19 protein-coding genes are annotated in these 21,723 nt (G+C 71.0%); 9 read left to right on the top strand and 10 right to left on the bottom strand.

Annotated elements, in window-relative coordinates; genetic code table 11:
* Positions 1 to 43: 43 nt before the first annotated feature.
* Complete coding sequence (locus MFF21_RS01875; protein WP_238309482.1) at positions 44 to 1,870, bottom strand: chloride channel protein; 1,827 nt, start codon at positions 1,868 to 1,870, stop codon at positions 44 to 46.
* Positions 1,871 to 1,947: 77 nt separating this feature from the next.
* Positions 1,948 to 4,878: a phosphoenolpyruvate carboxylase gene (locus tag MFF21_RS01870; protein WP_238309481.1), complete on the bottom strand. Its 2,931-nt coding sequence runs from the start codon at positions 4,876 to 4,878 to the stop codon at positions 1,948 to 1,950.
* Between the two features lie 195 nt (positions 4,879 to 5,073).
* Between MFF21_RS01870 and MFF21_RS01865 the strand changes: the two genes are divergently transcribed.
* The 3 genes from MFF21_RS01865 (at position 5,074) to MFF21_RS01855 (ending at position 6,755) form a co-directional block, all read left to right on the top strand.
* Positions 5,074 to 5,379 (top strand): hypothetical protein, encoded by a 306-nt coding sequence (locus MFF21_RS01865; protein WP_238309480.1) that lies wholly within the window; start codon positions 5,074 to 5,076, stop codon positions 5,377 to 5,379.
* Positions 5,376 to 6,236, top strand: coding sequence for a hypothetical protein (locus MFF21_RS01860; protein WP_238309479.1), 861 nt, complete (start codon positions 5,376 to 5,378; stop codon positions 6,234 to 6,236). Before MFF21_RS01865 ends, MFF21_RS01860 begins: the two co-directional genes overlap by 4 nt.
* 75 nt (positions 6,237 to 6,311) lie before the next feature.
* Entirely contained in the window at positions 6,312 to 6,755 is a 444-nt protein-coding gene (locus MFF21_RS01855; protein WP_238309478.1) for a cupin domain-containing protein, read from the top strand.
* A 66-nt stretch (positions 6,756 to 6,821) separates the two neighbouring features.
* Here MFF21_RS01855 and phbB read toward each other — a convergent pair whose 3' ends face one another.
* Both phbB and MFF21_RS01845 read right to left on the bottom strand, forming a co-directional pair.
* Positions 6,822 to 7,550, bottom strand: a complete 729-nt coding sequence (gene phbB / locus MFF21_RS01850; RefSeq protein ID WP_238309477.1) for an acetoacetyl-CoA reductase — start codon at positions 7,548 to 7,550, stop codon at positions 6,822 to 6,824.
* A 270-nt stretch (positions 7,551 to 7,820) separates the two neighbouring features.
* Complete coding sequence (locus tag MFF21_RS01845) at positions 7,821 to 9,005, bottom strand: acetyl-CoA C-acetyltransferase (RefSeq protein ID WP_238309476.1); 1,185 nt, start codon at positions 9,003 to 9,005, stop codon at positions 7,821 to 7,823.
* 312 nt (positions 9,006 to 9,317) lie between these two features.
* Between MFF21_RS01845 and phaR the strand changes: the two genes are divergently transcribed.
* Positions 9,318 to 9,902 carry a polyhydroxyalkanoate synthesis repressor PhaR gene (phaR, locus tag MFF21_RS01840; protein ID WP_238309475.1) on the top strand — a complete coding sequence of 195 codons (585 nt, stop codon included), beginning with the start codon at positions 9,318 to 9,320 and terminating at the stop codon, positions 9,900 to 9,902.
* A gap of 514 nt (positions 9,903 to 10,416) precedes the next feature.
* Here phaR and rpmF read toward each other — a convergent pair.
* The gene (rpmF, locus tag MFF21_RS01835; protein WP_003601373.1) at positions 10,417 to 10,605 is read right to left on the bottom strand and encodes a 50S ribosomal protein L32; all 189 of its coding nucleotides are present in this window, start codon (positions 10,603 to 10,605) and stop codon (positions 10,417 to 10,419) included.
* Between the two features lie 231 nt (positions 10,606 to 10,836).
* Here rpmF and MFF21_RS01830 point away from each other — a divergent pair, with 231 nt between their 5' ends.
* The gene (locus MFF21_RS01830) at positions 10,837 to 11,046 is read left to right on the top strand and encodes a TOBE domain-containing protein (RefSeq protein WP_238309474.1); all 210 of its coding nucleotides are present in this window, start codon (positions 10,837 to 10,839) and stop codon (positions 11,044 to 11,046) included.
* Positions 11,047 to 11,101: 55 nt separating this feature from the next.
* On the opposite strand, the gene MFF21_RS01825 is transcribed toward MFF21_RS01830, so the two are convergent.
* Genes MFF21_RS01825 through MFF21_RS01815 form a run of 3 tightly spaced genes read right to left on the bottom strand, consistent with a single transcriptional unit; the run spans position 11,102 to position 13,915 of the window.
* Positions 11,102 to 11,869 carry an ABC transporter ATP-binding protein gene (locus tag MFF21_RS01825; RefSeq protein ID WP_238309473.1) on the bottom strand — a complete coding sequence of 256 codons (768 nt, stop codon included), beginning with the start codon at positions 11,867 to 11,869 and terminating at the stop codon, positions 11,102 to 11,104.
* 10 nt (positions 11,870 to 11,879) lie between these two features.
* Positions 11,880 to 12,917, bottom strand: coding sequence for a FecCD family ABC transporter permease (locus tag MFF21_RS01820; protein WP_238309472.1), 1,038 nt, complete (start codon positions 12,915 to 12,917; stop codon positions 11,880 to 11,882).
* On the bottom strand, positions 12,917 to 13,915 hold the full coding sequence (locus MFF21_RS01815) for an iron ABC transporter substrate-binding protein (protein ID WP_238309471.1): 999 nt from the start codon (positions 13,913 to 13,915) through the stop codon (positions 12,917 to 12,919). The genes MFF21_RS01820 and MFF21_RS01815 overlap by 1 nt, the downstream gene beginning before the upstream one ends.
* A gap of 417 nt (positions 13,916 to 14,332) precedes the next feature.
* Here MFF21_RS01815 and MFF21_RS01810 point away from each other — a divergent pair, with 417 nt between their 5' ends.
* From MFF21_RS01810 to MFF21_RS01800, 3 genes are all read left to right on the top strand, one after another.
* Positions 14,333 to 15,628: a TadE/TadG family type IV pilus assembly protein gene (locus MFF21_RS01810; protein ID WP_444543578.1), complete on the top strand. Its 1,296-nt coding sequence runs from the start codon at positions 14,333 to 14,335 to the stop codon at positions 15,626 to 15,628.
* A 15-nt stretch (positions 15,629 to 15,643) separates the two neighbouring features.
* Positions 15,644 to 16,678, top strand: a complete 1,035-nt coding sequence (locus MFF21_RS01805) for a response regulator (protein WP_238309469.1) — start codon at positions 15,644 to 15,646, stop codon at positions 16,676 to 16,678.
* A gap of 266 nt (positions 16,679 to 16,944) precedes the next feature.
* Positions 16,945 to 19,605 (top strand): ATP-binding protein, encoded by a 2,661-nt coding sequence (locus tag MFF21_RS01800; RefSeq protein ID WP_238309468.1) that lies wholly within the window; start codon positions 16,945 to 16,947, stop codon positions 19,603 to 19,605.
* A gap of 67 nt (positions 19,606 to 19,672) precedes the next feature.
* Here the strand turns inward: MFF21_RS01800 and MFF21_RS01795 are convergent, their stop codons facing one another.
* A complete protein-coding gene (locus tag MFF21_RS01795) occupies positions 19,673 to 19,945 on the bottom strand; it encodes a hypothetical protein (RefSeq protein ID WP_238309467.1) in 273 nt (90 codons plus the stop codon).
* Positions 19,946 to 20,164: 219 nt separating this feature from the next.
* On the opposite strand from MFF21_RS01795, the gene MFF21_RS01790 reads away from it, so the two are divergent.
* The gene (locus MFF21_RS01790; protein ID WP_238309466.1) at positions 20,165 to 21,085 is read left to right on the top strand and encodes a DMT family transporter; all 921 of its coding nucleotides are present in this window, start codon (positions 20,165 to 20,167) and stop codon (positions 21,083 to 21,085) included.
* A 26-nt stretch (positions 21,086 to 21,111) separates the two neighbouring features.
* On the opposite strand, the gene MFF21_RS01785 is transcribed toward MFF21_RS01790, so the two are convergent.
* Positions 21,112 to 21,390 (bottom strand): hypothetical protein, encoded by a 279-nt coding sequence (locus MFF21_RS01785; RefSeq protein WP_238309465.1) that lies wholly within the window; start codon positions 21,388 to 21,390, stop codon positions 21,112 to 21,114.
* Positions 21,391 to 21,723: the final 333 nt, after the last annotated feature.

Genomic DNA, 21,723 nt, shown 5'->3' with positions numbered 1-21,723 from the left:
GCACCGCGTGACGCGGACCGAGCCCGGCGTCAACCACCCATGTCTATACCGTCTCCCCGACCATCGCCCGGCGCTGGCGGTCGAGTTCCTCGCTGTAGCGTTTCAGGGTGTGGCTCTCCGTCAGCAGGCCGATGACCTTGCGGCTGTCCCGGCTCTCGACCACGGCCAGCGCCTCGCTCTCGGCGTGGTCGAAGGCGGCTGCCGCCTGCTTGGCGTTCATCTGCGGCTCGAGGAAGGTGTCGGCGTAGCGCACCACGTCGCTCAGGGCCGGCGCCTCCTCCCCGCTGCCGACGAGGGCATGCGCCTCCGGGACCAGGACGATGCCGGCATAGCGCCCCTTTCCGTCCACCACCACGACGCGGGAGGGCGAGCCGAGGGGATGCTCCCGCAGGAAGACGGAGAGGGGGGTATCGAGGGGGACGGGCCGGATGTCCTTGCGCATCAGGCGCCCGACGCTGAGGTTGCGGATCCAGCCGACATCGTGGGCCGAGCGGATGCTCTCGCCGCGCAAGTGGAACCGCCAGGTGGCGAAAGAATACCCGAAGGTCTTCCGCACGGTCAGCGAGGATGCGATCACGGCGGCAAGCACAAGGCCGGCCACGGGAAAGCTTCCGGTCATTTCGAGGGCGAGGAAGGTCATGGTGAGCGGGCCGCCGATGATGGCGACGGCGAGCGCGCTCATGCCGACAACGGCATAGGCGACGGGCGTCAACGCGAAGGCTTCGAAGCCCGGCCATGCCAGCGGGGCGAGAACCGCGAAGAGCTTGCCGGCGAGCGCCCCCAGGAACAGCGAGGCGAAGAACAGCCCGCCGCGGAAGCCGGAGCCGATCGAGATCGCCGAGGCCGCCGCCTTGGCGACGAGCAGCCCGGCGAGGGCCCCGGCGCCCGAGAGCGCGGCGGCGTGTTCCAGGTGGAGATGCAGGGCGCCGTGCCCGCCGGAAAGCACCTGCGGCGTCGTGGCGAAGGCGAGCGCCCCGACGCAGGCGCCCCCGAGCATCGGCCGCAGCACCCCGGGCAGGCGGGTGGCCTCGAAGGCGCGCTCCACCAGGGCGACCCCGCGCATGAGGAGGATCCCGAGCAGGGCGCAGACGAGGCCGAGCACCAGGCAGGGCAGGGTGTCGGCGGCGGTGATGCGCCCGGTCGCGGTGGCGGCGAGCCCGCTCACGTCCACGAAGGCGGCCTGCGTCACCAGCGCCCGGGCGACGAGGCTGCCGCACAGGGCCGCGACCACGACCGGCGTCAGGGTCGCGATGGTGTAGGTGCCGATGATCAGCTCGAAGGCGTAGAAGGCGCCGGTGAGCGGCGAGCCGAAGGCCGCCGCGATCGCCGCGGCCGAGCCGCAGCCGACCAGCGTCCGCAGGTCCGAGCGCCGCAATTCGAAGGCGATGCCGAGCCGCGAGGCGATCCCGCCGGCGATCTGGGTGTAGCCGGCCTCCAGCCCCACCGAGGCGCCGCACCCGTTGGAGAGGACGTTCTGCAGGGCGACATAGGCGGAATCGCGCAGCGACATCCGTCCGCCATGCAGGGCGTTGGCCTCGATCGGATCCACCACCGCCCGGCGCCGGCCCCGGCGGACCCGCCCGGCGAGGATCACCAGGAGCCCGAGGATCAGCCCGCCGAGGGCGGGCCCGCCATGGAGCCAGAGCGGCAATTCGCTCACTGCGCTGAGCCGGGTGCCGTCGGGCAGGCGGTAGAGGATTTCGCGCAGGCCCTGCGTCGCCGCACTCATGCCGGCGACGGCGAGCCCGGCGAGGCAGCCGGTCACGGCGGCGAGCAGGACGAGCCCGACCTCGTTGCCCCGCACCAGCGCCCGCAGCCGGGCGGGCGCGTGCACCAGAGCCCGGGCGGGACGGAGGGGAAGGGGCTTCATCGCGGCGTCGAATCCCGGGGCAGGCGGGCGGAGCGTCGAGGCGCCTTACCACACCTGCCGCGCCCGCTCCGCGCGCCTCAGCCGAAGGCGCCGACCTCGTGCTGGATGATGCCGGAGAGCTCCCGCACCCGCTCGAACATCCCCCGGATCGGCTGGAACAGGGTGGCATGCTCGGCTTCGTAGGTGCCGACATCCCGCGGGCCGGGGGGCTCGCCGAAATTCAGGCCCAGGGTCGGGTCCGGGGTGATCGGGTAGATCTCGCCGAGAAGCTGCAGGCAGCCGTCGATGTCGAGCCGCAGGAAGCGCTCCAGCAGCATCTCGCGGGTGATGCCGGCCTGGGGCCGGAAGCTCGGGATATGCACCGCCAGGAACCAGATCCGGTGGATCAGGGCGAGGCGGATCGCGTGGAGCAGGGTCAGGCGCGGCGACATGGTTGCGAGGTCGGGCGCGGCCGCCTGCAGGTAGAGCCAGTCGCGGGTCAGCCGCCCGAACAGGCGGCGCAGATCCGGAGCGAGGTTCAGCCGGTCGAGGGCGCCCGCCACGGTGAGCAGTTCCTCGCGCCGTCCCTCGCGCTGCGTCCGGCGCGCCCGCTCCAGCCACACGGCGGGATCGAGCGTGTCGATATAGGCGCGCAGCACGTCGAGATCGCCGACGCTCGCGGCGTGCTGCACCAGCCGGAAGGCCCGGGAGAAGCGCACGGATTCCTCGCGCATGTGCCGGAAGGTCTCCGGGGCGCGATGCGCGGCCCGGCCCATGCCGTGCAGGGAATTCGCGAGGAAGCCCAACTGCTGCAGGATGGCGTTGTTGGGGATCGCCCGCATCTGGCGGGGATGGGTGATCATGGCCGGCCCGCCGGAATCGGACTGGCGGGCGACGGGGCGCGAGCCGGTCCGGTCGATCAGGCTCGGGCCGAAGGTGCCGAGCAGGGCCGCGTAGCCCGGATCCTCGACCAGGGCCTCCATGTCCTGCCGGGCGGAGCGGAAGAACTCGGCGGCGAAGTCGGGCTCGGCGTAGATCGGATCCTCGTCGCTGCCCGCCTTCGTGCCCGCCTCCGTCAGGACGTAGTCGGAGAAGGCGTCGTCCTCGCGCAGGTCGTCGGCGAAGACGTGCTCGGCGATGCGCGAGACGGAGGCCGCGGCCAGCGCGGGGGTGCCGAACATCAGGTAGCCGTCCGAGCCCTGGAAGCTCGATTCGAGCCGCGTCCGCAGCCCCGCCGCCCGGTTGCGGCGGCGCGCATCCTCCGGGGCGAGATAGGCGAGGCGGTCGCGCAGGGAGGTCGGGTGGGCGCCCCGGCCGATCGACTCGCCGTGGGTGTCGAAGATGACGAGCTCGACATCCTTCAGGTCGTTCTGCGCCATCATCTCGGTGATGCGCAGGCGCAGGCGCTCGATCCAGAAGGTGGCGGCGAGCTGGCCGACATAGCGCCCGGAATCCGAGTAGCCGAACTGCACGGAGAGCCGGCCGAGGCGCTTCAGATGCGTGCGCCAATGCGGGTTGCGCAGGGCATCGTCGAGCACGCGGATGCCCTGCTCCAGGGCGCTCGCCGTCTCGAACAGGGGGGTGATCTCGAGCTTGTCGGCGATGCCGTAGTGGCGGGCGAGCCAGAGGGCGGCGAGCAGGGTGTAGCCGGTCTCCGTCTCCGCGATCAGGAAGCGGACCGGGTGCGAGCCGTCGACGTGCTTGAGGATCTGCGCGATCGTCATCATCAGGCGCGCCGCGGAGGCGCGCTCGGCGGCGAGCGCCCCGAAATCCACCGCCACGGGCTTCACGTCGTTGAGCAGCGTGTGGATCGCCGAGAGATGGGTGCGGCGCTGGGCGGCATCCGTCGGCTCGCCCTCGAGGTCGATCACCCGGCGCACGGCGTTGTGGATCTGGCTGGCGTTCAGCCGGAAATGCGGCAGGGCGTTGGAGAGGCCGTGGGCGGCCACGCCCGAGCGCAGCACCGCGATGGCGCGCCGGTCGGCATCGGTCTCGGCGGCGCCGAGGGCGGCCGCGAGCCCGGCGAGGATCGGGCCGGCATCGAGCTGGGCGCGCTCGCGCTCGATGATGAGGGCGAGGGCGAAGCGGTGGACGTTCTCCAGCGACGGCTTGGTGCCGAGCAGGGGCGCCCCGGCGAGCTGGCGGTTGACCGCGGCCAGCGCCCCCGCGGCCAGCTCGCGCACCACCCGGGTCGCGGGCACGTCGGGCAGGTCGCGCTGCAGGCGCTCCAGCTGCATGCGCTTGGAGATCAGGCGGTAGCGCAGGGTGTCCCACCAGCCGATATCGGTGCGCCCGTCGGTGTCGCAGCCGACCCAGCTCGCGATGGCGAAGGGCCGGGGCACCAGCTCGGTCCAGCGGTCGGGCCAGCGCCTCTGGGCCGCATCGATCAGGGCGCCGTTGAAGGCGTCCAGGGCGAGGCGGCCGTTATTGGCGGCGAGGCAGGCCTGCGCGAACTCGTCGTCCAGGCTGATGCGGGCATCGGGCCGGGTCGAGCGCTGGGCCGCCTTCTCGATCAGGGGCACACGGGCCGCCTCGTCCCGCTCCGAGGCCGCCGCGGCGATCAGCTCGGCCACGGCCTTGGGCATGCCGAAGGTGGGATGCGCGGTGAAGACCACGGCGAAGGCCGTGCGCCCGACGAGGTCGCGGAACGTCTCGAAATCGCCCGAGCGCTTCGGGATCGCCGCGACGAGGCGCTCGGCGAGGTCGGCGATCGTCTCCGCGGTGTCCCCGTCGAGCCCGACATAGCCGCGCAGGCGGGCGGCCCGCTCCGTGAGGGCGTGGCGGCGCAGGCTCACGAACAGGGCATCGAGATCCTCTTCCCCGATCTCGCCCCGGTCGAGGCGCCGGGTGATGGCGAGCGTCACCGCCAGGACCGGGTTGCGGAACGGATCCTCCGCCGCCTGGCCGCGCGACTGGGCGATGAGGTCGAGCAGCGCCTTCTCCAGCGCGTCGGGCGAATCGGGGACGGTGGACCCGCCGGCACCCTCATCGGCGATCCGGTGCGTCTCGGGGCGGTCCTCCAGGGGCATCGCGATTCCTCACACCTTCGGCGGCCGGTGCTGCGCCGCAGCAGCGGTGTTTTCACCCTTGCGCCTCCGACGCAAGGACCGTTCCTCGGTGTCCCGCCCGTTGCGCGGCCTCGGCGGAGGGCGGCGGCTACGGCAGAAATGTTGGCGCGGATCGTTTCCCCTGCGCCCGAAATCGCATTAACGCTCGGGGCGACGATGGACACGCTCCTGTTCCTGCTCGCCGGCGCGGCCCTTGTGGCCGCCTGCGCGGCCTTCGCCGTGATGAACGGCCGGGCCAAGCGCGAACCCCTGCGCCTGCCACAGGAGGAGCGACTCGCCCTCGACGCCCGGGACGAGGACGCGGCGATCGACGCGATCCGGCCGGCGCGGGAGAGCCCGATCGACCGGCAGGCGGAGATTCTCGATCTGGAGATCATCGATCCGGAGCCGGTCCGGCGGGCGCTGGAGGATCATCGCGCGGAGGGGGGGCGGACGGAACGAGAGGACCGACGAAACCGATGAGAGCGACCTTCCCCGCTCTGGCGGGTCTCGCGGGGCTTGCGGCCTTGAGCCTCGGCGCCGCGGCGCAGGATGCGGAGATGCCGCCCCCGCCCGCCGAACAGGCCGCCCCCGCCGCCAAACCGCCCCGGCCCAAGCCGAAACCCAGGCCCAGGCCTGCGGAAAAGAAGCCCGTGGACACGCCCGCGCCCGCTGCGGAGGCGCAGGGCCGGACGGAGGCGAAGCCCGAGAACGCGGCCCCCCCCGCCGCGGCGAAGGCGGAGGCGCCGCCGCCCTCCGCGACTCCCTTCGCCGCGCCGCCCGTCGCCTGCGACCCGGGCAAGGCCGTGCATTACGAGGGGGCCAGGAACCTCGATCTCTGGGTGAGCCGCAGCGGCCTGATCAGCGTCGACAATCCCCTGCGCCCCCTGACGCCGGACCAGACGCGGGTGCTCCAGGTCGTGGTCGGGGCGAAGATCGCCACCCTCTACGGCCCCGACCTGACGGCTTTGCGCCGGGGCGCCTCGCCGGCGACGCTGGAAGGCGTGCTCGGCGGCACGGTCCGCTGGGACGAGACTCTGGTGAGCCTGCCCGACAGCCTGAACCTCGTCGCCGAGGACGGCGCCGCGATCGCCCGCCTCGCCTTCAAGGCCTGCGAGGACGCGCCCGCCGCCAAGGCGCTGCCGCCGCCCAAGCGCCGGCCCGACCCGATGGCGGAGGCCGGGGCTCCGGCCGATCCCGGTGCCGGCAAGGCGGGGGCGGCCAAGCCGAAGGCCGCCAAGCCCGCCGCCCGGCCCGGCCCCAAGCTGCCGCAGGGGGCCTTGCCCCAGGGCACCCTGCCCCAGGGCGCCCTGCCGGACATCAATCTGCCCAGGCCGTGAGCGCCGCTCGCGGGATTCTTGCCGCGCCGCGGTGGCGTCAGGGCGTTGCGTGACGCCGTGGAGAGGAGGAGAGCGATGGCTGCGACGGGGACGAGCGCCGAGGAGATCATCGCCAGCCTCGGTTTGCAGCCGCATCCCGAGGGCGGCCATTACCGCGAGACCTTCCGCGATCCGCGGGCGATCGACGGCCGCTCCGTCGGCACGGCGATCTATTATCTGCTCGGGATCGGCGAGGTCTCGGCCTGGCACCGGGTCGACGCCGCGGAGATCTGGCACTGGTATGCCGGCGCGCCGATGGTGATCACCCTGAGCCCGAACGGCCACGACGCCTCGGCCCACCATCTCGGCCCGGACCTCGCCCGGGGCCAGCGCCCCCAGCTCGTGGTGCCGGCCGGCCATTGGCAGACGGCCACCAGCCTCGGCGCCTGGACGCTCGTCGGCTGCACGGTGTCGCCGGGCTTCGACTTCGCCGGCTTCGAGATGGCCCCGCCGGACTGGCGGCCGACGCCGCGGGGCTAGGGCCCAACCTACCAGAAAGGCCGGGGCGACAGGATCGCCCCGGCCCGTCTCAGCCGAACGGCCGGATCAGACGAAGTGCTGGCCGCCGTTGATGGTCAGCGTCGAGCCGGTGACGAAGCCGGCCTCGTCGCTCGCCAGGTATTCCACCGCCTGCGCGATCTCGTTGGCCTCGCCGAGGCGGCCCGTGGGAATCGTCGCGATGATCTTGTTGCGGATGTCCTCCGGCACCGCCATCACCATGTCGGTGGCGATGTAGCCGGGGGCGATCACGTTCACGGTGATGCCCTTTGCGGCGCTCTCCTGCGCCAGCGCCTTGGCGAAGCCGATCACGCCGGCCTTGGCGGCCGAGTAGTTGGTCTGGCCGGCCTGGCCCTTCTGGCCGTTGATCGACGAGATGATGATGATGCGGCCGAAATTGCGGGAGCGCATGCCCTCGATCAGCGGCCGGGTGCAGGTGAACATCGAGTCGAGATTGGTCTTGAGGACCGCCTGCCACTTGTCGAAGCTCATCTTGTGGAAGGCGCCGTCGCGGGTGATGCCGGCGTTGTTGACCAGGATGTCGATCGGGCCGAGCTCGGCTTCGATGGCCTTGATGCCGGCCTCGCAGCTCGCGAGATCGCCCACGTCGAACTTGAAGACCGGGATGCCGGTCTCGGCCTTGAAGGCGTTGGCCGCCTCGTCGTTGCCGCCGTAATTCGCGGCGACCTTGTAGCCCTTGTCCTTCAGCCTCTTGGAGATCGCGGCGCCGATGCCGCGCGTCCCGCCCGTGACGAGGGCGACGCGTTCCTGAGCCATGGTTTCCTCCGTGCTCTCGTTAGAGTCTGTTTTTACTGTGCTTTCCGAAACACCGGCTAGGCGGGCGGCTCACAGGAAAGCCGTCCTGTCACCGGTCTTTCGGGCAAGGCGGGCGTGGGCGGGCGACCGTGCCGCCCCGTGGACGACCGGTTTAGCCGGGGGCGCCGCGCTCCGCATCGCATTTAAATTTTACGGAGCCTCAAGCGCTTTTGCCAAAAAACCGTTTGAGGAACGGCCGGGGAAGGGCGGCCCCTCCCCCGGAGGCGCGCCTCAGACGCGCTCGACGCACATCGCGACGCCCATGCCGCCGCCGATGCAGAGCGTGGCGAGGCCCTTCTTGGCGTCGCGGCGCTTCAGCTCGTGCAGCAGGGTGACCAGGACGCGGGCGCCGGACGCGCCGATCGGGTGGCCGATGGCGATGGCGCCGCCATTGACGTTCACCTTCTCGTCGTCCCAGCCCATGTCCTTGTTCACGGCGAGGGCCTGGGCGGCGAAGGCCTCGTTGGCCTCGATCAGGTCGAGGTCGGAGGGCTTCCAGCCGGCCTTGTCCAGCGCCTTGCGCGAGGCCGGGATCGGGCCCGTGCCCATCACCTTCGGATCGACGCCCGCGGTCGCCCAGGACACGATCCGGGCGAGCGGCTTGAGGCCCCGCTTCTCGGCCTCGGAGGCCGACATCAGCACGATGGCGGCGGCGCCGTCATTGAGGCCGGAGGCGTTGGCGGCGGTGACCGTGCCGTCCTTGGCGAAGGCGGGCTTCAGCTTGGCCATCGCCTCGATCGTGGCGCCGTCGCGGATGTACTCGTCGGTGTCGACGACGGTGTCGCCCTTCTTGCCCGGCACGGTGACGGGGACGATCTCCTCCTTGAAGCGGCCCTCCTTGCGGGCGGCCTCGGCCTTGTTCTGCGAGCGGGTCGCGAAGGCGTCCTGCTGCTCGCGGGTGAGCTGGAAGGCCTGGGCCACGTTCTCGGCGGTCTGGCCCATGTGGTAGCCGTTGAAGGCGTCCCAGAGGCCGTCCTTGATCATCGTGTCGATGAGCTTGATGTCGCCCATCTTCTGGCCGCCGCGCAGATACTGGCAGTGGGGCGAGAGCGACATCGATTCCTGGCCGCCGGCCACGATGATGTTCGCATCGCCGTTGGCGATCTGCTGCATGCCGACGGCGACGGTGCGCAGGCCCGAGCCGCAGACCTGGTTGAGGCCCCAGGCGGTGGCCTTCTCCGGGATGCCGGCCTTGATCGCCGCCTGGCGGGCCGGGTTCTGGCCGGCGCCCGCGGTGAGCACCTGACCGAAAATCACCTCGTCCACCTCGTCGGGGGAGACGCCGGCGCGCTCCAGCGCCGCCTTGATCGCCACCGCACCGAGCTCGTGGGCGGGCACGCTGCCGAAGGCGCCTGCGAACGAACCCACCGGCGTGCGCGCGGCTCCGACAATGACGATATCTTCGCTGGCTGCCATCGTGACGTTCTCCTCATCCGGCGGCGCGACCTTGTTGGATCGTCGTTGCGCGCGGCCTGCCGTTCATCGGAAGAAAGCCCTGAGACCTGTGAAGTCAAGCGTGCCGAGGGTGGAGGCGGGCCGATCCAAAGCAGCCGAACCCACCTGCACTGCATTATTCTGCGGATCGCTTGGAAAATTGCTGTTTTCGCCACCGCGAGAGTGCCTTAAGGTCGGCCGTCACGGGAGGGTTCCGCGGTTGCGGGACCACGGCGGAAGCGGAGCGAGAAGGCTTTGCGCGCGATCGTCAACGGAGCGGGAGGTGCCGCGGGGATGGCCGAGAACGGCAAGGGGCATCAGACCGTCATCAAGAAATACGCGAACCGTCGCCTCTATCACACGGGCACCTCGACCTACGTCACGCTCGAGGATCTGGCCGGCATGGTGCAGAGCGGCGAGGATTTCGTCGTGTACGATGCGCGCTCGGGGGACGACATCACCCGCGCGGTGCTCACCCAGATCATCTTCGAGCAGGAGAACAAGGCCGGCGAGGACAACCTGCTGCCCGTCGCCTTCCTGCGGCAACTGATCCGCTTCTACGGCGACAGCATGCGCACCATGGTGCCGAGCTTCCTCGAATTCTCCATGGCGAATTTCGCCAAGGACCAGGACGGGCTGCGCGAGAAGATGGCGCAGAGCTTCGGGCCCGCGGCCTTCCAGCAGGCGCTGCAGGAGCAGGTCCGGGCCAATATGAGCTTCTTCGGCGATGCGATGAAGATGTTCACGGGCGGCTTCGGCCAGGCCCCCGCCCCCAACGCCCCCGCGGCGCAGGCGCCGGCACCCGGTGGCGATCTGGACGACCTGAAGCGGCAGATGGCCGAGATGCAGGCCCGTCTTGAGGCCCTCGCCAAGAAATAACGGGTCGGCGCGGGTCGGCAACCACTCCGTAAAGACTACCCGGTTGCGCGATCGCCTCTCGCCGGACCGCCCATCGATTCGGGTCGGAACACGAGACCGATCAATGGCTTGGATGGATGTGCGCGCGGGGTGTGCCCTCGGGCTGCCGGAACGGAGGCGTTAAAAAACCGTTGCCGCTAGCGGTGTCTTGCTCATTTCATGAAGGCGGGCGCCGAAGGAGTGGCCGGCTTTGCGTGGCGGGAACGACGACGACGATCGGGTGACCGGCCAAGGCCGCGCCCTCGTGTCCGGCCAAGCAGGCCCGGACCGGGGCGGTGTACGCCTCGTCGGTCCAAGGCCGCGGGCGAGCTTCCTGGCCCAGCTCCTCGTCAACAGCGAGCCGGCCCCGTTTCCATCGCGCCCGGAACGCCAGAAGGCCGCAGCCGCGCATTACGCGCGGGCGGCCGGCGGACGATCGGGTCGATAGAAGAGAGCGGCGCGGCGCGCCCGTGACGAGCGCGCCGGAAGCGCGGAATCAGGCCTCGGCCGACTTCACCTTCAGGACCTGACGGCCACGGTACATGCCGGTCTTCAGGTCGATGTGGTGCGGACGGCGCAGCTCGCCCGAGTCCTTGTCCTCGACATAGGTCGGGGCCTTGAGGGCGTCGGCGGAGCGGCGCATGCCGCGGCGGGAGGGGGAGGTCTTTCGCTTCGGAACGGCCACGGGAAGGATCCTACGGCAAAAAAGGCGCCTGGGCGGCTCCCGCATCCTGCGGGATCACCATCGGCACCGTGCTGCAAACGGAGATTCGAGGCGCGGCTTATAGCGGCCTCGCGCGGGCCTGGCTAGTGCGGTCGATGGATTGCTGCGATGCTCAAGCAACGGCGTTTTCCTGGCACCGCGCGGAGCCCCGGTCTATAGGCGGCGCGGGGCTCAATCACAGGAGGAACATCCGTGAAGATCAGCGCGCGCAACGTGCTCAAGGGCAAGATCGTCTCGGTCGAGAAGGGCGCGACCACCGCCCATGTGAAGATCGAGGTCGGGCCGGGCCAGGTCGTCACCTCCGCCATCACCAACGAGGCGGTGGACAGCCTCAAGCTCACCGTCGGCGGCGAGGCCTATGCCGTGGTCAAGGCCTCTGACGTGATGATCGCCGTCGACTAAAACAGAACACCGGTGCCCTTCCTCGCGGAGGGGCGCTTCTCCGGCTCCTGCGTCTCTAGGACAGGACCGGCGCGCAGGCGGCCAGGCCCCCCGGGAGCGGCGCCACCGTCACCTCCACCCCGTAGAGCCGGCGCAGGATTTCCGGGGTGACCGTCTCCGCGGGCGGCCCGGCGGCCGCGAGGCGGCCCTCGTGCAGGGCGAGAACCCGGTCGGCGCAGAGGAAGGCGTGGCCGGGATCGTGGGTGGAGAGAATCACCGCGATGCCCCGGGCCGCGAGCCGCCGCACCTGCGACAGCACCCGGGCCTGATTCCCGAAATCGAGGCTCGCGGTGGGTTCGTCCATCACCAGGATGCGCGGCTCTCCGGCGAGCGCCCGGGCGATGAGGGCCATCTGCCGCTCGCCCCCGCTGATCTCCGTATAGATCCGGCCGGCGAGATGGCCGATGCCGAGGCGCGCGAGCGCCTGCTCCGCCGCCGCGTGGTCGGACGGCCCGGGGCTCGCGAAGGGCGGCAGACGGCTGGCACGGCCCATCAGCACGACCTCGCGGACGCTGAAGGGAAAGAAGGCCGCATGGGCCTGGGGCACGTAGGCCAGGGCGCGGGCGACCTGCGCCCGGGACCAGCGGGCGATGTCCTGCCCATCGAGGCTGACGCGCCCCGCCTGGGCCGGAAGCAGCCCGAGCACCGTCTTGAACAGAGTGGTCTTGCCGCCCCCGTTCGGCCCGAGCAGGCAGAGCACCTCTCCCGCTTTCAGGGCGAAGCTCACGTCGCGCCCGACCGTGCGGCCGGGATAGCCGAAGGACAGGCCCTCCACGCTCAGCATGGGGCAGCCCTCACGACCAGCCCCTCCGGCCCGAGGCGAGGAGCCAGAGGAAGAAGGGGGCACCGATCAGGGCGGTGAGGATGCCGAGCGGCACCTCGATCCGCGCCGCATTGCGGGCGACGAGATCGACCGCGGTGAGATAGCCCGCTCCGAGCAGCAGGGAGGCCGGCAGCAGCCGGCGGAAATCCGGCCCGACCAGCAGGCGGGCGAGATGGGGCACGATCAGCCCGATCCAGCCGATCACCCCCGTCACCGAGACTGCCGCCGCGGTCACCAGAGTCGCCCCGACCACGAGCAGGGGACGCAGCCAGCGCGTCTCGACGCCGAGGGCCCGGGCCTCCTCGTCGCCCAGGCTCATCAGGTTGACCCGCCAGCGCAGCAGGACGAGGGGCGCGAGGCCGAGAGCGATCGCCGGCAGGATGGCGCCGAGATCGGACAGCGTCACCGAGGCGAGACTGCCGAGCAGCCAGTAGGTGATGGCGGGCAGCTGGTTGTAGGGATCGGCGAGCACCTTCAGGAGAGAGATGCCGGCCCCGAGCAAGGCGCCCACCGCGACGCCCGCCAGAACCAGCGTCAGGACCGGATCGTGCCGGCGCACCGCGGCCCCGACCGCGTAGACCGCCCCGACCGCCATCAGGCCTCCGGCGAAGGCGAGGGCCTGGATCGCCACGACCGGCAGACCGAGGAAGATGCCGAGCACCGCTCCCAGGCTCGCCCCGGCCGAGACGCCCAGGATGTCCGGCGAGACGAGGGGATTGCGGAACAGGCCCTGATAGGTGGCGCCTGCCGCCGAGAGCGCGGCCCCGACGACGACGGCGCCCACGACCCGCGGCAGACGCACCTGCAGCACCACGGTGCGGGCGGTCGGGTCGACGGTGGCGTCCTGCCCGGTCAGTCCGCCGGCGAGCACCGCCACCACGTCCGGCAGCGCGACCCCGTAACGGCCGATGGAGAGGGAGACGAGTGCCAGCAGGAGAAGCGCGGCGAGGGCCAGGAGCGCGGCGGGAATGCCGGCCGCCCGGCGCAGGGTCACGGCGGCGGCGCGCATCACGGGTGTCCGTCGGCGCCGGCCAGCAGCGCCTCCACCCCCGCCGGATCGAGCTCGACATGGTAGAAGCGGCGGTAGAAGTCGCGCACCGCCTCGCCGACAGGCTGCGGGAACAGGTCGGGATGGAGTTGCCCGGCGAGCCAGCGCAGGCCGATCAGGCGGTTCACGCCCGGCGGCGCGTCGAACCAGCCGAAGGGGAGCGCGGGCGCGCGGTAGATCCGGCCCGCCTTCACCGCTTCCAGGCCGCTCCAGAGCGGATCCTCGCGAAACATCCTGGCGACGGCATCGTCGACGGTCAGGATCACGTCCGGGTTCCAGGCGAGCACCTGCTCCGGAGAGACCGTGGCGAGCCCACCGGGCCCCGCGGCGTCCGCGACGTTGCGGGCACCGGCCAGCCCGAGGATCTCGACGTTGATCGAGCCGGCGAGCCCGGTCTCGAGCCCCTTCGGACCCCGGGCGTAGTAGACCCTGGGCCGAGACTCGGCGGGCAGATGACCCACCTTGCCCGCGACTTCGCCCATGAGCGCCTGGGCCGCTTCGGCCAGCTCTGCGCCGCGCCCGTCCTCACCCAGCAGGGCTCCGAGCCGGCGATAGACCTCCGGCGTTTTCGCGAAGGCGCCGTCGAGCAGGATGTAGGGGATGCCGGTCTGCGCCTGCACCCGGTCGGCCAGGGAGGCATAGGTCGGCCCCGTGCTGCCGACATCGACGATCAGGTCGGGCCTGGCCGCCAGCACCGACTCGACATTGGCCGAGCCGCCGCGCCCGGTCAGGCGCCCGAAGGCGGGAAGCGCGCGGGTCCCGGCCGCCAGGAAGGGCATGGCCTCGGCACTCGGGGCGCTGACCCACCCGGCCATCTTGCCGGGGGCCAGGGTGTAGAGGAGCACGCCGGCCGGCGGACCGGCGGCGAGCACGCGTCCGACCGTCTCCGGAACCTCGACCGTGCGGCCGGCCGCGTCGAGGAAGGGACGTGCCTGTGCCGCGAAGGCGAGCGCCAGCATCGGAAGCGCGATCAGCGCCCGGAGGACGGATCTTCCGCGGCGGCGTTCCGACGGAAGGCCCTCCCCGTTCCCGGCGGCGGGGAGCGGGAGGGTCCAGGGAAGGCGGCGAGCGCACGGGGGCCGAGCGTACATGGATCCAGCATGCCACCGGCGGGACGTTCCGCCCAGCCTCGGCGGCCAACGCCGTGTTCGGCGCCTCCGAAGAGCGCATTGCGAATTGTCTTCGAGTGCACAGTCGGTTTTTCGAGTCGGTTTAAGATTCGCGACAGTTATTTCCGGCACTATAGTTGTGCAACCTGTGTAGAATATAGAAATTCTATGCTCAATTTGAAGTTGTTATGCCTGCTCTGGAAGCGGACGGCTTCAATGCGAGCGAATGCCTTTGCCCGGCTGAAGCCATGCTCCGGAAACGTGGCGATCTCCTTCGCGGTGGCGTTGCCGGCGCTCCTGGCGATCGGAGGCGCCGCGATCGACTACGCGCATGTCCTTCTGCGCCGGAACGCGCTTCAGGTCGCCGCCGACACCGCCGTGCTGAGCGGCGCGAACACCTTGAAGATGGCGACGCCCGATCCCCAGCTCGTCCTCGTCCTCACCGAGCAGATGGTGCGCGACAACGCCGGGACGCCTGCAAAGCATGCGCTCACGATCAAGCCTTCGGTGAGCGCCGACCGGCGGCAGCTCGCGGTCAGCGTCTCGGAAACGGTGCAGCTCCTGTTCGGGCCGTTCCTCGGGCGCTCCACGATGGAGGTGTCGGTTCAGGCGACGGCGTCCGTGGTCGGCCGGATGCGGCTCTGCATGCTCGCCCTCGACCAGATGCTCATGGGCGCGATCTCCCTGGAACACGACTCCCTGGTCACGGCCAAGGATTGCTCGCTCTACTCGAACTCGACGCATGCGAAGGGCTTGCTCGGGAAGAGCCGCGCCACGGCTTACGCCCAGGTGATCTGTTCGGCGGGCGGCTACAGCGGCGAGAGAGCCAACTTCAATCCCACCCCGGTGACGGATTGCCCCGTCATTCCGGATCCCCTCGCGAACCGGGCACCCCCGCCGGTCGGCGACTGCGTCCGCTTCCCGGATCCGCCCGGCAGCGGTGACGGGAGGCCCAACATCGTCCGGAAGAGCCGCGAACTGGAGCCGGGCACCTATTGCGGCGGCCTGTGGATCACGGACAAGGCCGTCGTCACGCTCAAGCCGGGCGTCTACGTGATGAAGGACGGCCCGCTCATCGTCGACGCACACGCCACCCTGTCCGGGACGGGCGTCGGCTTCTACTTCACCGGCAACCGGGGCGGCCTCCTCTTCGACCGGCACACCGCCATCAGTCTGGCCGCACCGACGAACGGTCCGATGGCGGGATTGCTGCTGTTCGAGGAGCGACAGGTCGCCGATCCCGTCCCGCCGCCGACGAATCCGCTCGTCACGCCGCCCCCGCCGCCGCCGCCCGGCGGCATCCAGAAGCCCCTTCGCCTCTACCGCATCATCAGCGACAATGCCCGGACCCTGCTCGGCACCATCTACCTGCCCCGCGGCCGCCTCGTGATCGATGCGAGCCGGCCCGTGGCGGACCAGTCCGCCTACACCGTGATCGTGGCGGATCAGATCAATCTCTACGACGGGCCGAACCTGTACCTCAACGCCGATTACGACCGATCGAACGTGCCCGTGCCCGAGGGCGTCGGCCCGATCAGCGGGCGTGTCTTGATGACCCGCTGAGCCGGAGCGTCTGCGATGATGATCATCCTGGTCGACGACGACCGCATGAACAACCTGATCATGTCCGAGGCGCTGAAGGGCGTCTCGGAGGGCGAAGCCCGGGCCTTCACCGATCCGCTCAAGGCGCTCGCCGCGCTGCACGGGCAAAGCGAGCGGGTCGGCGTGATCGTGGTCGATTACGAGATGCCCGGCATGAACGGGGTCGAGCTGATCAAGGCCGTGCGGGCCTCCCCGGGCTATGAGGCCGTCCCGATCGTCATGGTGACCTCGATGACGGCCCGCTGCCTGCGCCACGAGGCGTTGGAAGCGGGGGCGACGGAGTTCCTCAACAAGCCTTGCGATCCGGTCGAGGTCCGCACGCGGGTGCACAACCTCCTGAAGCTGCGCAAGCTCCTGCGGGCCGAGCAGGACCGCTCCGCCTGGCTCTCCCGGGAGGTCGCCGCGGCCGTGGAGACCATCGAGGCGCGGGAGCGCGAGATCGTGGCCGCGCTGATGCGTGCGGCGGAATGCCGGGACAGCGATACCGGCGACCATATCGAGCGGGTCGCCACCTACGTCACCTTCATCGCGGAGGCCCTGGGCCTCAATCCCGAGGCGTGCCGGATGCTGTCGCTCGCCTCGACCATGCACGATGTCGGCAAGATCGGCGTGCCCGACGCCATCCTCCTGAAGAACGGCCCCCTGACGGAGGCCGAACGGGCCGAGATGCAGCTCCATACCGAGCGCGGCTACGCCATCCTCGGCTCCAGCAATTCCGAGGTTCTGAAGATCGCCGCCGAAATCGCCCGGAGCCATCACGAACGCTGGGACGGGACGGGCTATCCGCTGGGACTGTCCGGCGGGGCCATTCCCCTGGGCGGCCGTATCGTCGCCGTCGCCGACGTGTTCGACGCGCTCACCTCGGCCCGCCCCTACAAGGCGGCCTGGAGCCTCGATGCGGCGCGGGCTCATCTCGTCGCCAATGCCGGCCGTCATTTCGACCCGGCCTGCGTGGACGCCTTCCTGACCCGGTGGCAGGACATCGCCTGCTTCGCGAAAGATGCTTTTTAGGCGGAGCGGAGGGAACGCGGGAAACACAGGGGCGCGTCGGGAGTCACGCCGTTTCATAGCCGGCTCATGAAAGCCATGCGCCCCTGTGGACGCCTAGGGGCAAGTGCCTCGCACGAAAAGCATTCAAGGGAATCTTCACCCCCTCGGGGCATCCTGGCGACGGGGCGGCCATGAAGGAAGGCTGCCGGGTGGGGCACAGGGCGGAGGCGATGAGGCGGATCATGGCCGCGAGCCGGAAGCGGCGTCCGCTCGGGAGGCCATCCTCGTTGAGCTGGCGCATCGGCTCCGTCGTCGCCGGGGCGGTCCTGATCGCCCTCGCGGCGGCCCTCGGCTTCACCGTGTGGCGCGACGTGGACCGCTACGCCTCCGACAAGCGCAACGAGCTCGTCAACATCGCCCGGATCTATGCGAGCGCCGGCGCGGCTGCCGCCCAGACGGCCGATGCCGCGTCCGCGACCGCAATGCTGCGGGCGATCGGCGGCCAGCGTGGCATCGAATACGCGGCGATCCTCCTCGCCGACGGCTCCGTCCTTGCCGATCAGGGGCTCGGCGCACGGCTCGACGGTGATCTCGACCTCGATGCGGAGACGGAAATCGGCCCCCTGCGCCTGCTCTCGACCCGCACCGTCCGTGTCCGCGTGCCGGTAACGGCCGGCGGGATCGCCGTGGGATCGGTGGTGCTGATGGCGAACACCGCCGATCTCGCCGAACGAATCCGCTCCGCGGCGATCACGTCGGGCTGTGCCGCCCTGCTCGCGCTCACGATCGGCCTCATGATCGCCTATCGGCTTCAGGCGAGCCTGACCGGACCGTTGCGCGCGCTCACCGCCACCATGGAGACGGTGCACCGCACTGGCGACTACGCGATCCGTGCCGAGGTCACCACGCAGGACGAGGTCGGCCTTCTCGCCGAGACCTTCAACGACCTTCTCGCCGCCGTGAATCAGCGCGACCGGATGCTCGCGGAGCATCGTCGGACCCTGGAGGCGCAGGTCGCCGCGCGCACCGCGGAGCTCAGCGTCGCCAAGGATCACGCGGAAGCCGCCAACCGCGCCAAGTCGACTTTCCTGGCGACGATGAGCCACGAGATCCGCACGCCGATGAACGGCCTGCTGGTGATGGCGGAGCTGCTCGTCACCTCCGAGCTGCCGAGCCGCCAGAAGCGCTACGCGGAGGTCATCGCCCAGTCGGGCCACAGCCTGCTCGCGATCCTCAACGACATCCTCGACTTCGCGAAGGTCGAGGCCGGCAAGGTGAGCCTGGAGGAGGTGTCGTTCGATCCGCGCGACGTGGCGGACACCGTGGTCACCCTGTTCGGCGAGCGTGCCCACAGCAAAGCGCTCGACCTCGCCGCGGTGATCGAGCCCGGCCTGCCCCGCCGGATCCTCGGCGACCCGGCCCGGCTCAACCAGGTGATCGGCAATTTCGTGAGCAACGCGCTCAAGTTCACCGAGAGCGGACAGGTCGTCCTGCGGGTCTCCTGCCGTTCCGAAACCGGCCGGATCCGCTTCGCCGTCAGCGATACCGGTATCGGCATTCCCGCCGACAAGCTCGGAGCCATCTTCGAAGCCTTCTCCCAGGCCGACAGCGCCACCACCCGCCGCTTCGGCGGCACCGGCCTCGGCCTCTCCATCGCTCGGCAGCTCGTCGCGGCCATGGGTGGGGCGGTCGGGGTCGAGAGTCGGGAGGGGCAGGGTTCGACCTTCTGGGCCGAGATCCCGATGCGGGGCGCGGAGCCGGAGGAGGCCCCTCTCCCGCGCGCCGCGGGAGTGACCCCCGCCATCCGCCTTGCCGGGCTCGGTGCGGCGACGGAGGCGGCGCTCCGCGTCGGCCTGGAGGCGGCGGATTTCACGATTCGGCCCAACGCCATGGCGGGACCCGGTCCGTGGATCGTCTCGGCGGCCTATCTCGCCCGCCTCTCGGCACGGCCCGAAGGGGCGGAGCGCGTCATCGCCCTCTGCCCGATGGGCGATGCCGTCGGCGCCGAGGCCTTGCACCGCGGCTGGGCGGATGCGGTGATCCGCTGGCCCCTGGCCCAGAGCGAGTGGCGCCCGGTGCTGGCGGCCCTGTCCGCCGGAGCCTCCCTCGACGAGGCCGCCCGTCCGGGCGCCGAAGCGGAGGCGCTGCCCTCCTTCGCCGGATTGCGCGTGCTGGTGGCGGATGACGGTCTGGTCAACCGGGAGGTGGCTCTCGAAGCCCTGCGCCGACTCGCGGTCCGCGACGTCACCCTGGTTGTCGATGGCCTCGAAGCGGTGGAGCGGGCGCGCCGGGAAGGTTTCGACGCGATCCTGATAGACGGGGACATGCCGAACTGCGACGGCTTCGAGGCGAGCCGGCGCATCCGTGCCAGCGAAGCCGCCGAGGGCCGCCCGCCGGTCCCGATCTTCGCCCTGACCGCGCATGTCATCGGCGAGGCCGCCGAGGCCTGGCGGGCGGCGGGGATGGACGGGGTGCTCACCAAGCCCTTCACCCTGGCCCGGCTCGCCGGGATCCTCCGGCAGGCCGAGACCCTCCGGCGCGAAGACCCGGTGGCGGCTCAGGCGGGCGCGCCTGAAGCGGCGCCCCTCCTCGATCTCGCCACCCTGCATGGTCTCTCGGCGATGACGGCGCCCGGCGAGGCCCCGCTGATCCAGCGCCTGCTCGCGATCTATCGCGACCAGGCGGCCGAGGCTTTGGAGAACCTCTCGGCCGCCCTGGAAGCGGGTTGCCCGGAGGAGGCGGCGCGGGCCGCCCACGCCCTCAAATCGATGAGCTGCAACATCGGCTTCGCCCGCCTCGCCCACGCCCTCGAAGCCATCGAGCAGGCGGCCCGGAGCGGGGCGCCGATCCCGGATGGCCCGCCGGTCGCCGCCCTTCGAGCCTTGATGGCCGAGAGCATCGCGGCGCTTCGGGAGAGCGCATACGGCCCGGAGCTCCGCGCCGCGTGAGGGATGGGCACGGGCGACGGGCCGCGGTTCCGGCCGGGGGCATCGCGCGCGGCAGGAGGCGGCGTCCTCAGCAGGTGAGCACGCGGCGCCAGCCGACCTGCTCGCCATAGACGTCGTAGACCGGCTCGTAGACATAGCCGCAGCCATAGCCGTAATCGTAGACCGGCTCGGGATAAGCCGGGCGGGCCGAGGCGGCGGCCGCGGCCCCGAGGGCGAGGCCGAGGATTCCGGCGGTGACGGCGGCGCCGCGCCAGCCGGCCTGGGCGGAATTCACGGATGCGCCGAGGGCGGCGACGAGGGTGAGGGCGGCAAGCCCTGCGGTGACGGTCTTCCTGATCATGGCGGCATCTCCCTGGTTTCAGGGCGGGAAGCCTTCTGGCGCCGTCCTGCCGGCCGCTCTCGCATGGGCCGATGGACCCGCCTTAGACGCCGTCCCGCGCCGGGCCGCGGTGTCGCCGCGCACGCATTTCCCGAGACCGGCCGCGCTGCCGCCCCTTTTGCGTGCGTCCCGGCACCGGGTGCGGCCCGAGCCCGGCGCCGCGCGGGGAGACCGGACGTTTTGAGCGAGAATCAGGAGACCGGGTTGGCGCCGCAGCGCGCCGAGCGGCGCCAGCGGCTGATCGGGATCGGGCTGATGTGCCTGGCGCCGATCATGTTCGCGAGCCTCGACGCCGCCGGCAAGACGCTCGCCCGCACCGGCACCGACCCGCTGCTGACCACCTTCATGCGCTACGCGGTCAATGTCGCCCTGGTGACGGCCTTCCTCAACCCGGTGACGCGGCCCGGCGTCGCCCGCACCCGGCGCCTGCCCCTGCAGATCCTGCGCTCGTTGCTGTTGTTCGGCTCCACGGGCTGCAACTTCCTGGCGCTGCAGCATCTCCAGCTCGCCGAGACGGTGACGATCCAGTTCACCGCGCCCCTGGTCGTCGCCCTGCTGGCCGGGCCGATCCTGGGCGAGTGGTCCTCGCGCATGCGGCTCGCGGCGATCGCGGTGGGCTTCCTCGGCGTCCTCGTGATCGTGAGGCCCGGTGCCGACAGCTTCCAGCCGGCCATGCTGTACTGCTTCGGCAATGTCGGCTTCTACGCCGCCTACGTCATCGTGACCCGCAAGCTCGCGGCTTACGACTCGAGCGCGACGACGGTGTTCTATACGGGGCTCGCCGGCCTCACCCTGATGAGCCCGCTCCTGCCCTGGATCTGGAGCGCGCCGACCTCCGTTCTTGCCTGGACCATGCTGTTCGCGGTGGGGCTGTTCGGCACCGCCGGGCATTGGCTGATCGTGCTCGCCCATGCCCGGGCGCCGGCCAACGTGCTCGCGCCCTTCCTCTACACGCAGCTGCTCTGGTCGGTGGCCCTCGGCTTCCTCGTGTTCGGCGACCGGCCGAGCGTCTGGACGCTGGCCGGGGCGGCGATCATCGTCGCCTCCGGCCTCGTGCTCCTGGCCGAGGATGCCGCGCGCTGGTCACGCCGACGGGGCTGACCGGGCGCGCGGACCGCGCCTCGTCCTCAGTGGTGGTGCCGGTGACGGCGGTGGCGGTGATAGCCGCGGCGGCTCGGCAGGCTGGTGCGGTAGCCGCGGCGGCCGGGATCGACCCCGAGCACACCCGCCGCTCCGCCGACCGCGCCGCCCACGGCACCGCCGAGCACGCCGCCGACCGGGCCGCCGACGCGGTTCCCCTCGTTCGCGCCGCGCCGCATGCCCTCCGGGATGCCCTGCGCCTCGGCGACGCCGGAGAACGCGATGGCGGAGAGGGACAGGAGAGTGACAGCGAGCAATTTCCTCATGACGGTACGCCTCTTCTTCTTTCCGTTCTGCGTCGTCGGAGGGCTCGTCCAAGTCTCGGCCCGATCGAAGTCTCCGCCCCGATCCGAAGGCTCGTCCAAGTCGGGTGCGACGCGCATCGGACAGACAACGGCCGAGCTTCCTTTTGGTGGCATCGCCGGGGTGGGTGAAATTCTACGTCGTGAATTCGGCGCCGGGCCTGTTGCCGGAAAGCCTCGTTCGCAGCGGCCGACTGTTCTGCTGGCGCGCGGTTTCCGCCGCTGCTAGAAGCGCGGGATGCTCGCCGTCCGCGCGCCCGACGGCGCCCTCGCCCGCCGAATTCGAATTACCGGCCC

Origin of the sequence: Methylobacterium organophilum (assembly GCF_022179465.1) — a bacterium.
In the GTDB taxonomy this organism is placed as follows: domain Bacteria; phylum Pseudomonadota; class Alphaproteobacteria; order Rhizobiales; family Beijerinckiaceae; genus Methylobacterium; species Methylobacterium organophilum.
The sequence above is the reverse complement of the archived record's forward strand: the minus strand, read 5'-3'. Positions and strand labels throughout refer to the sequence as shown.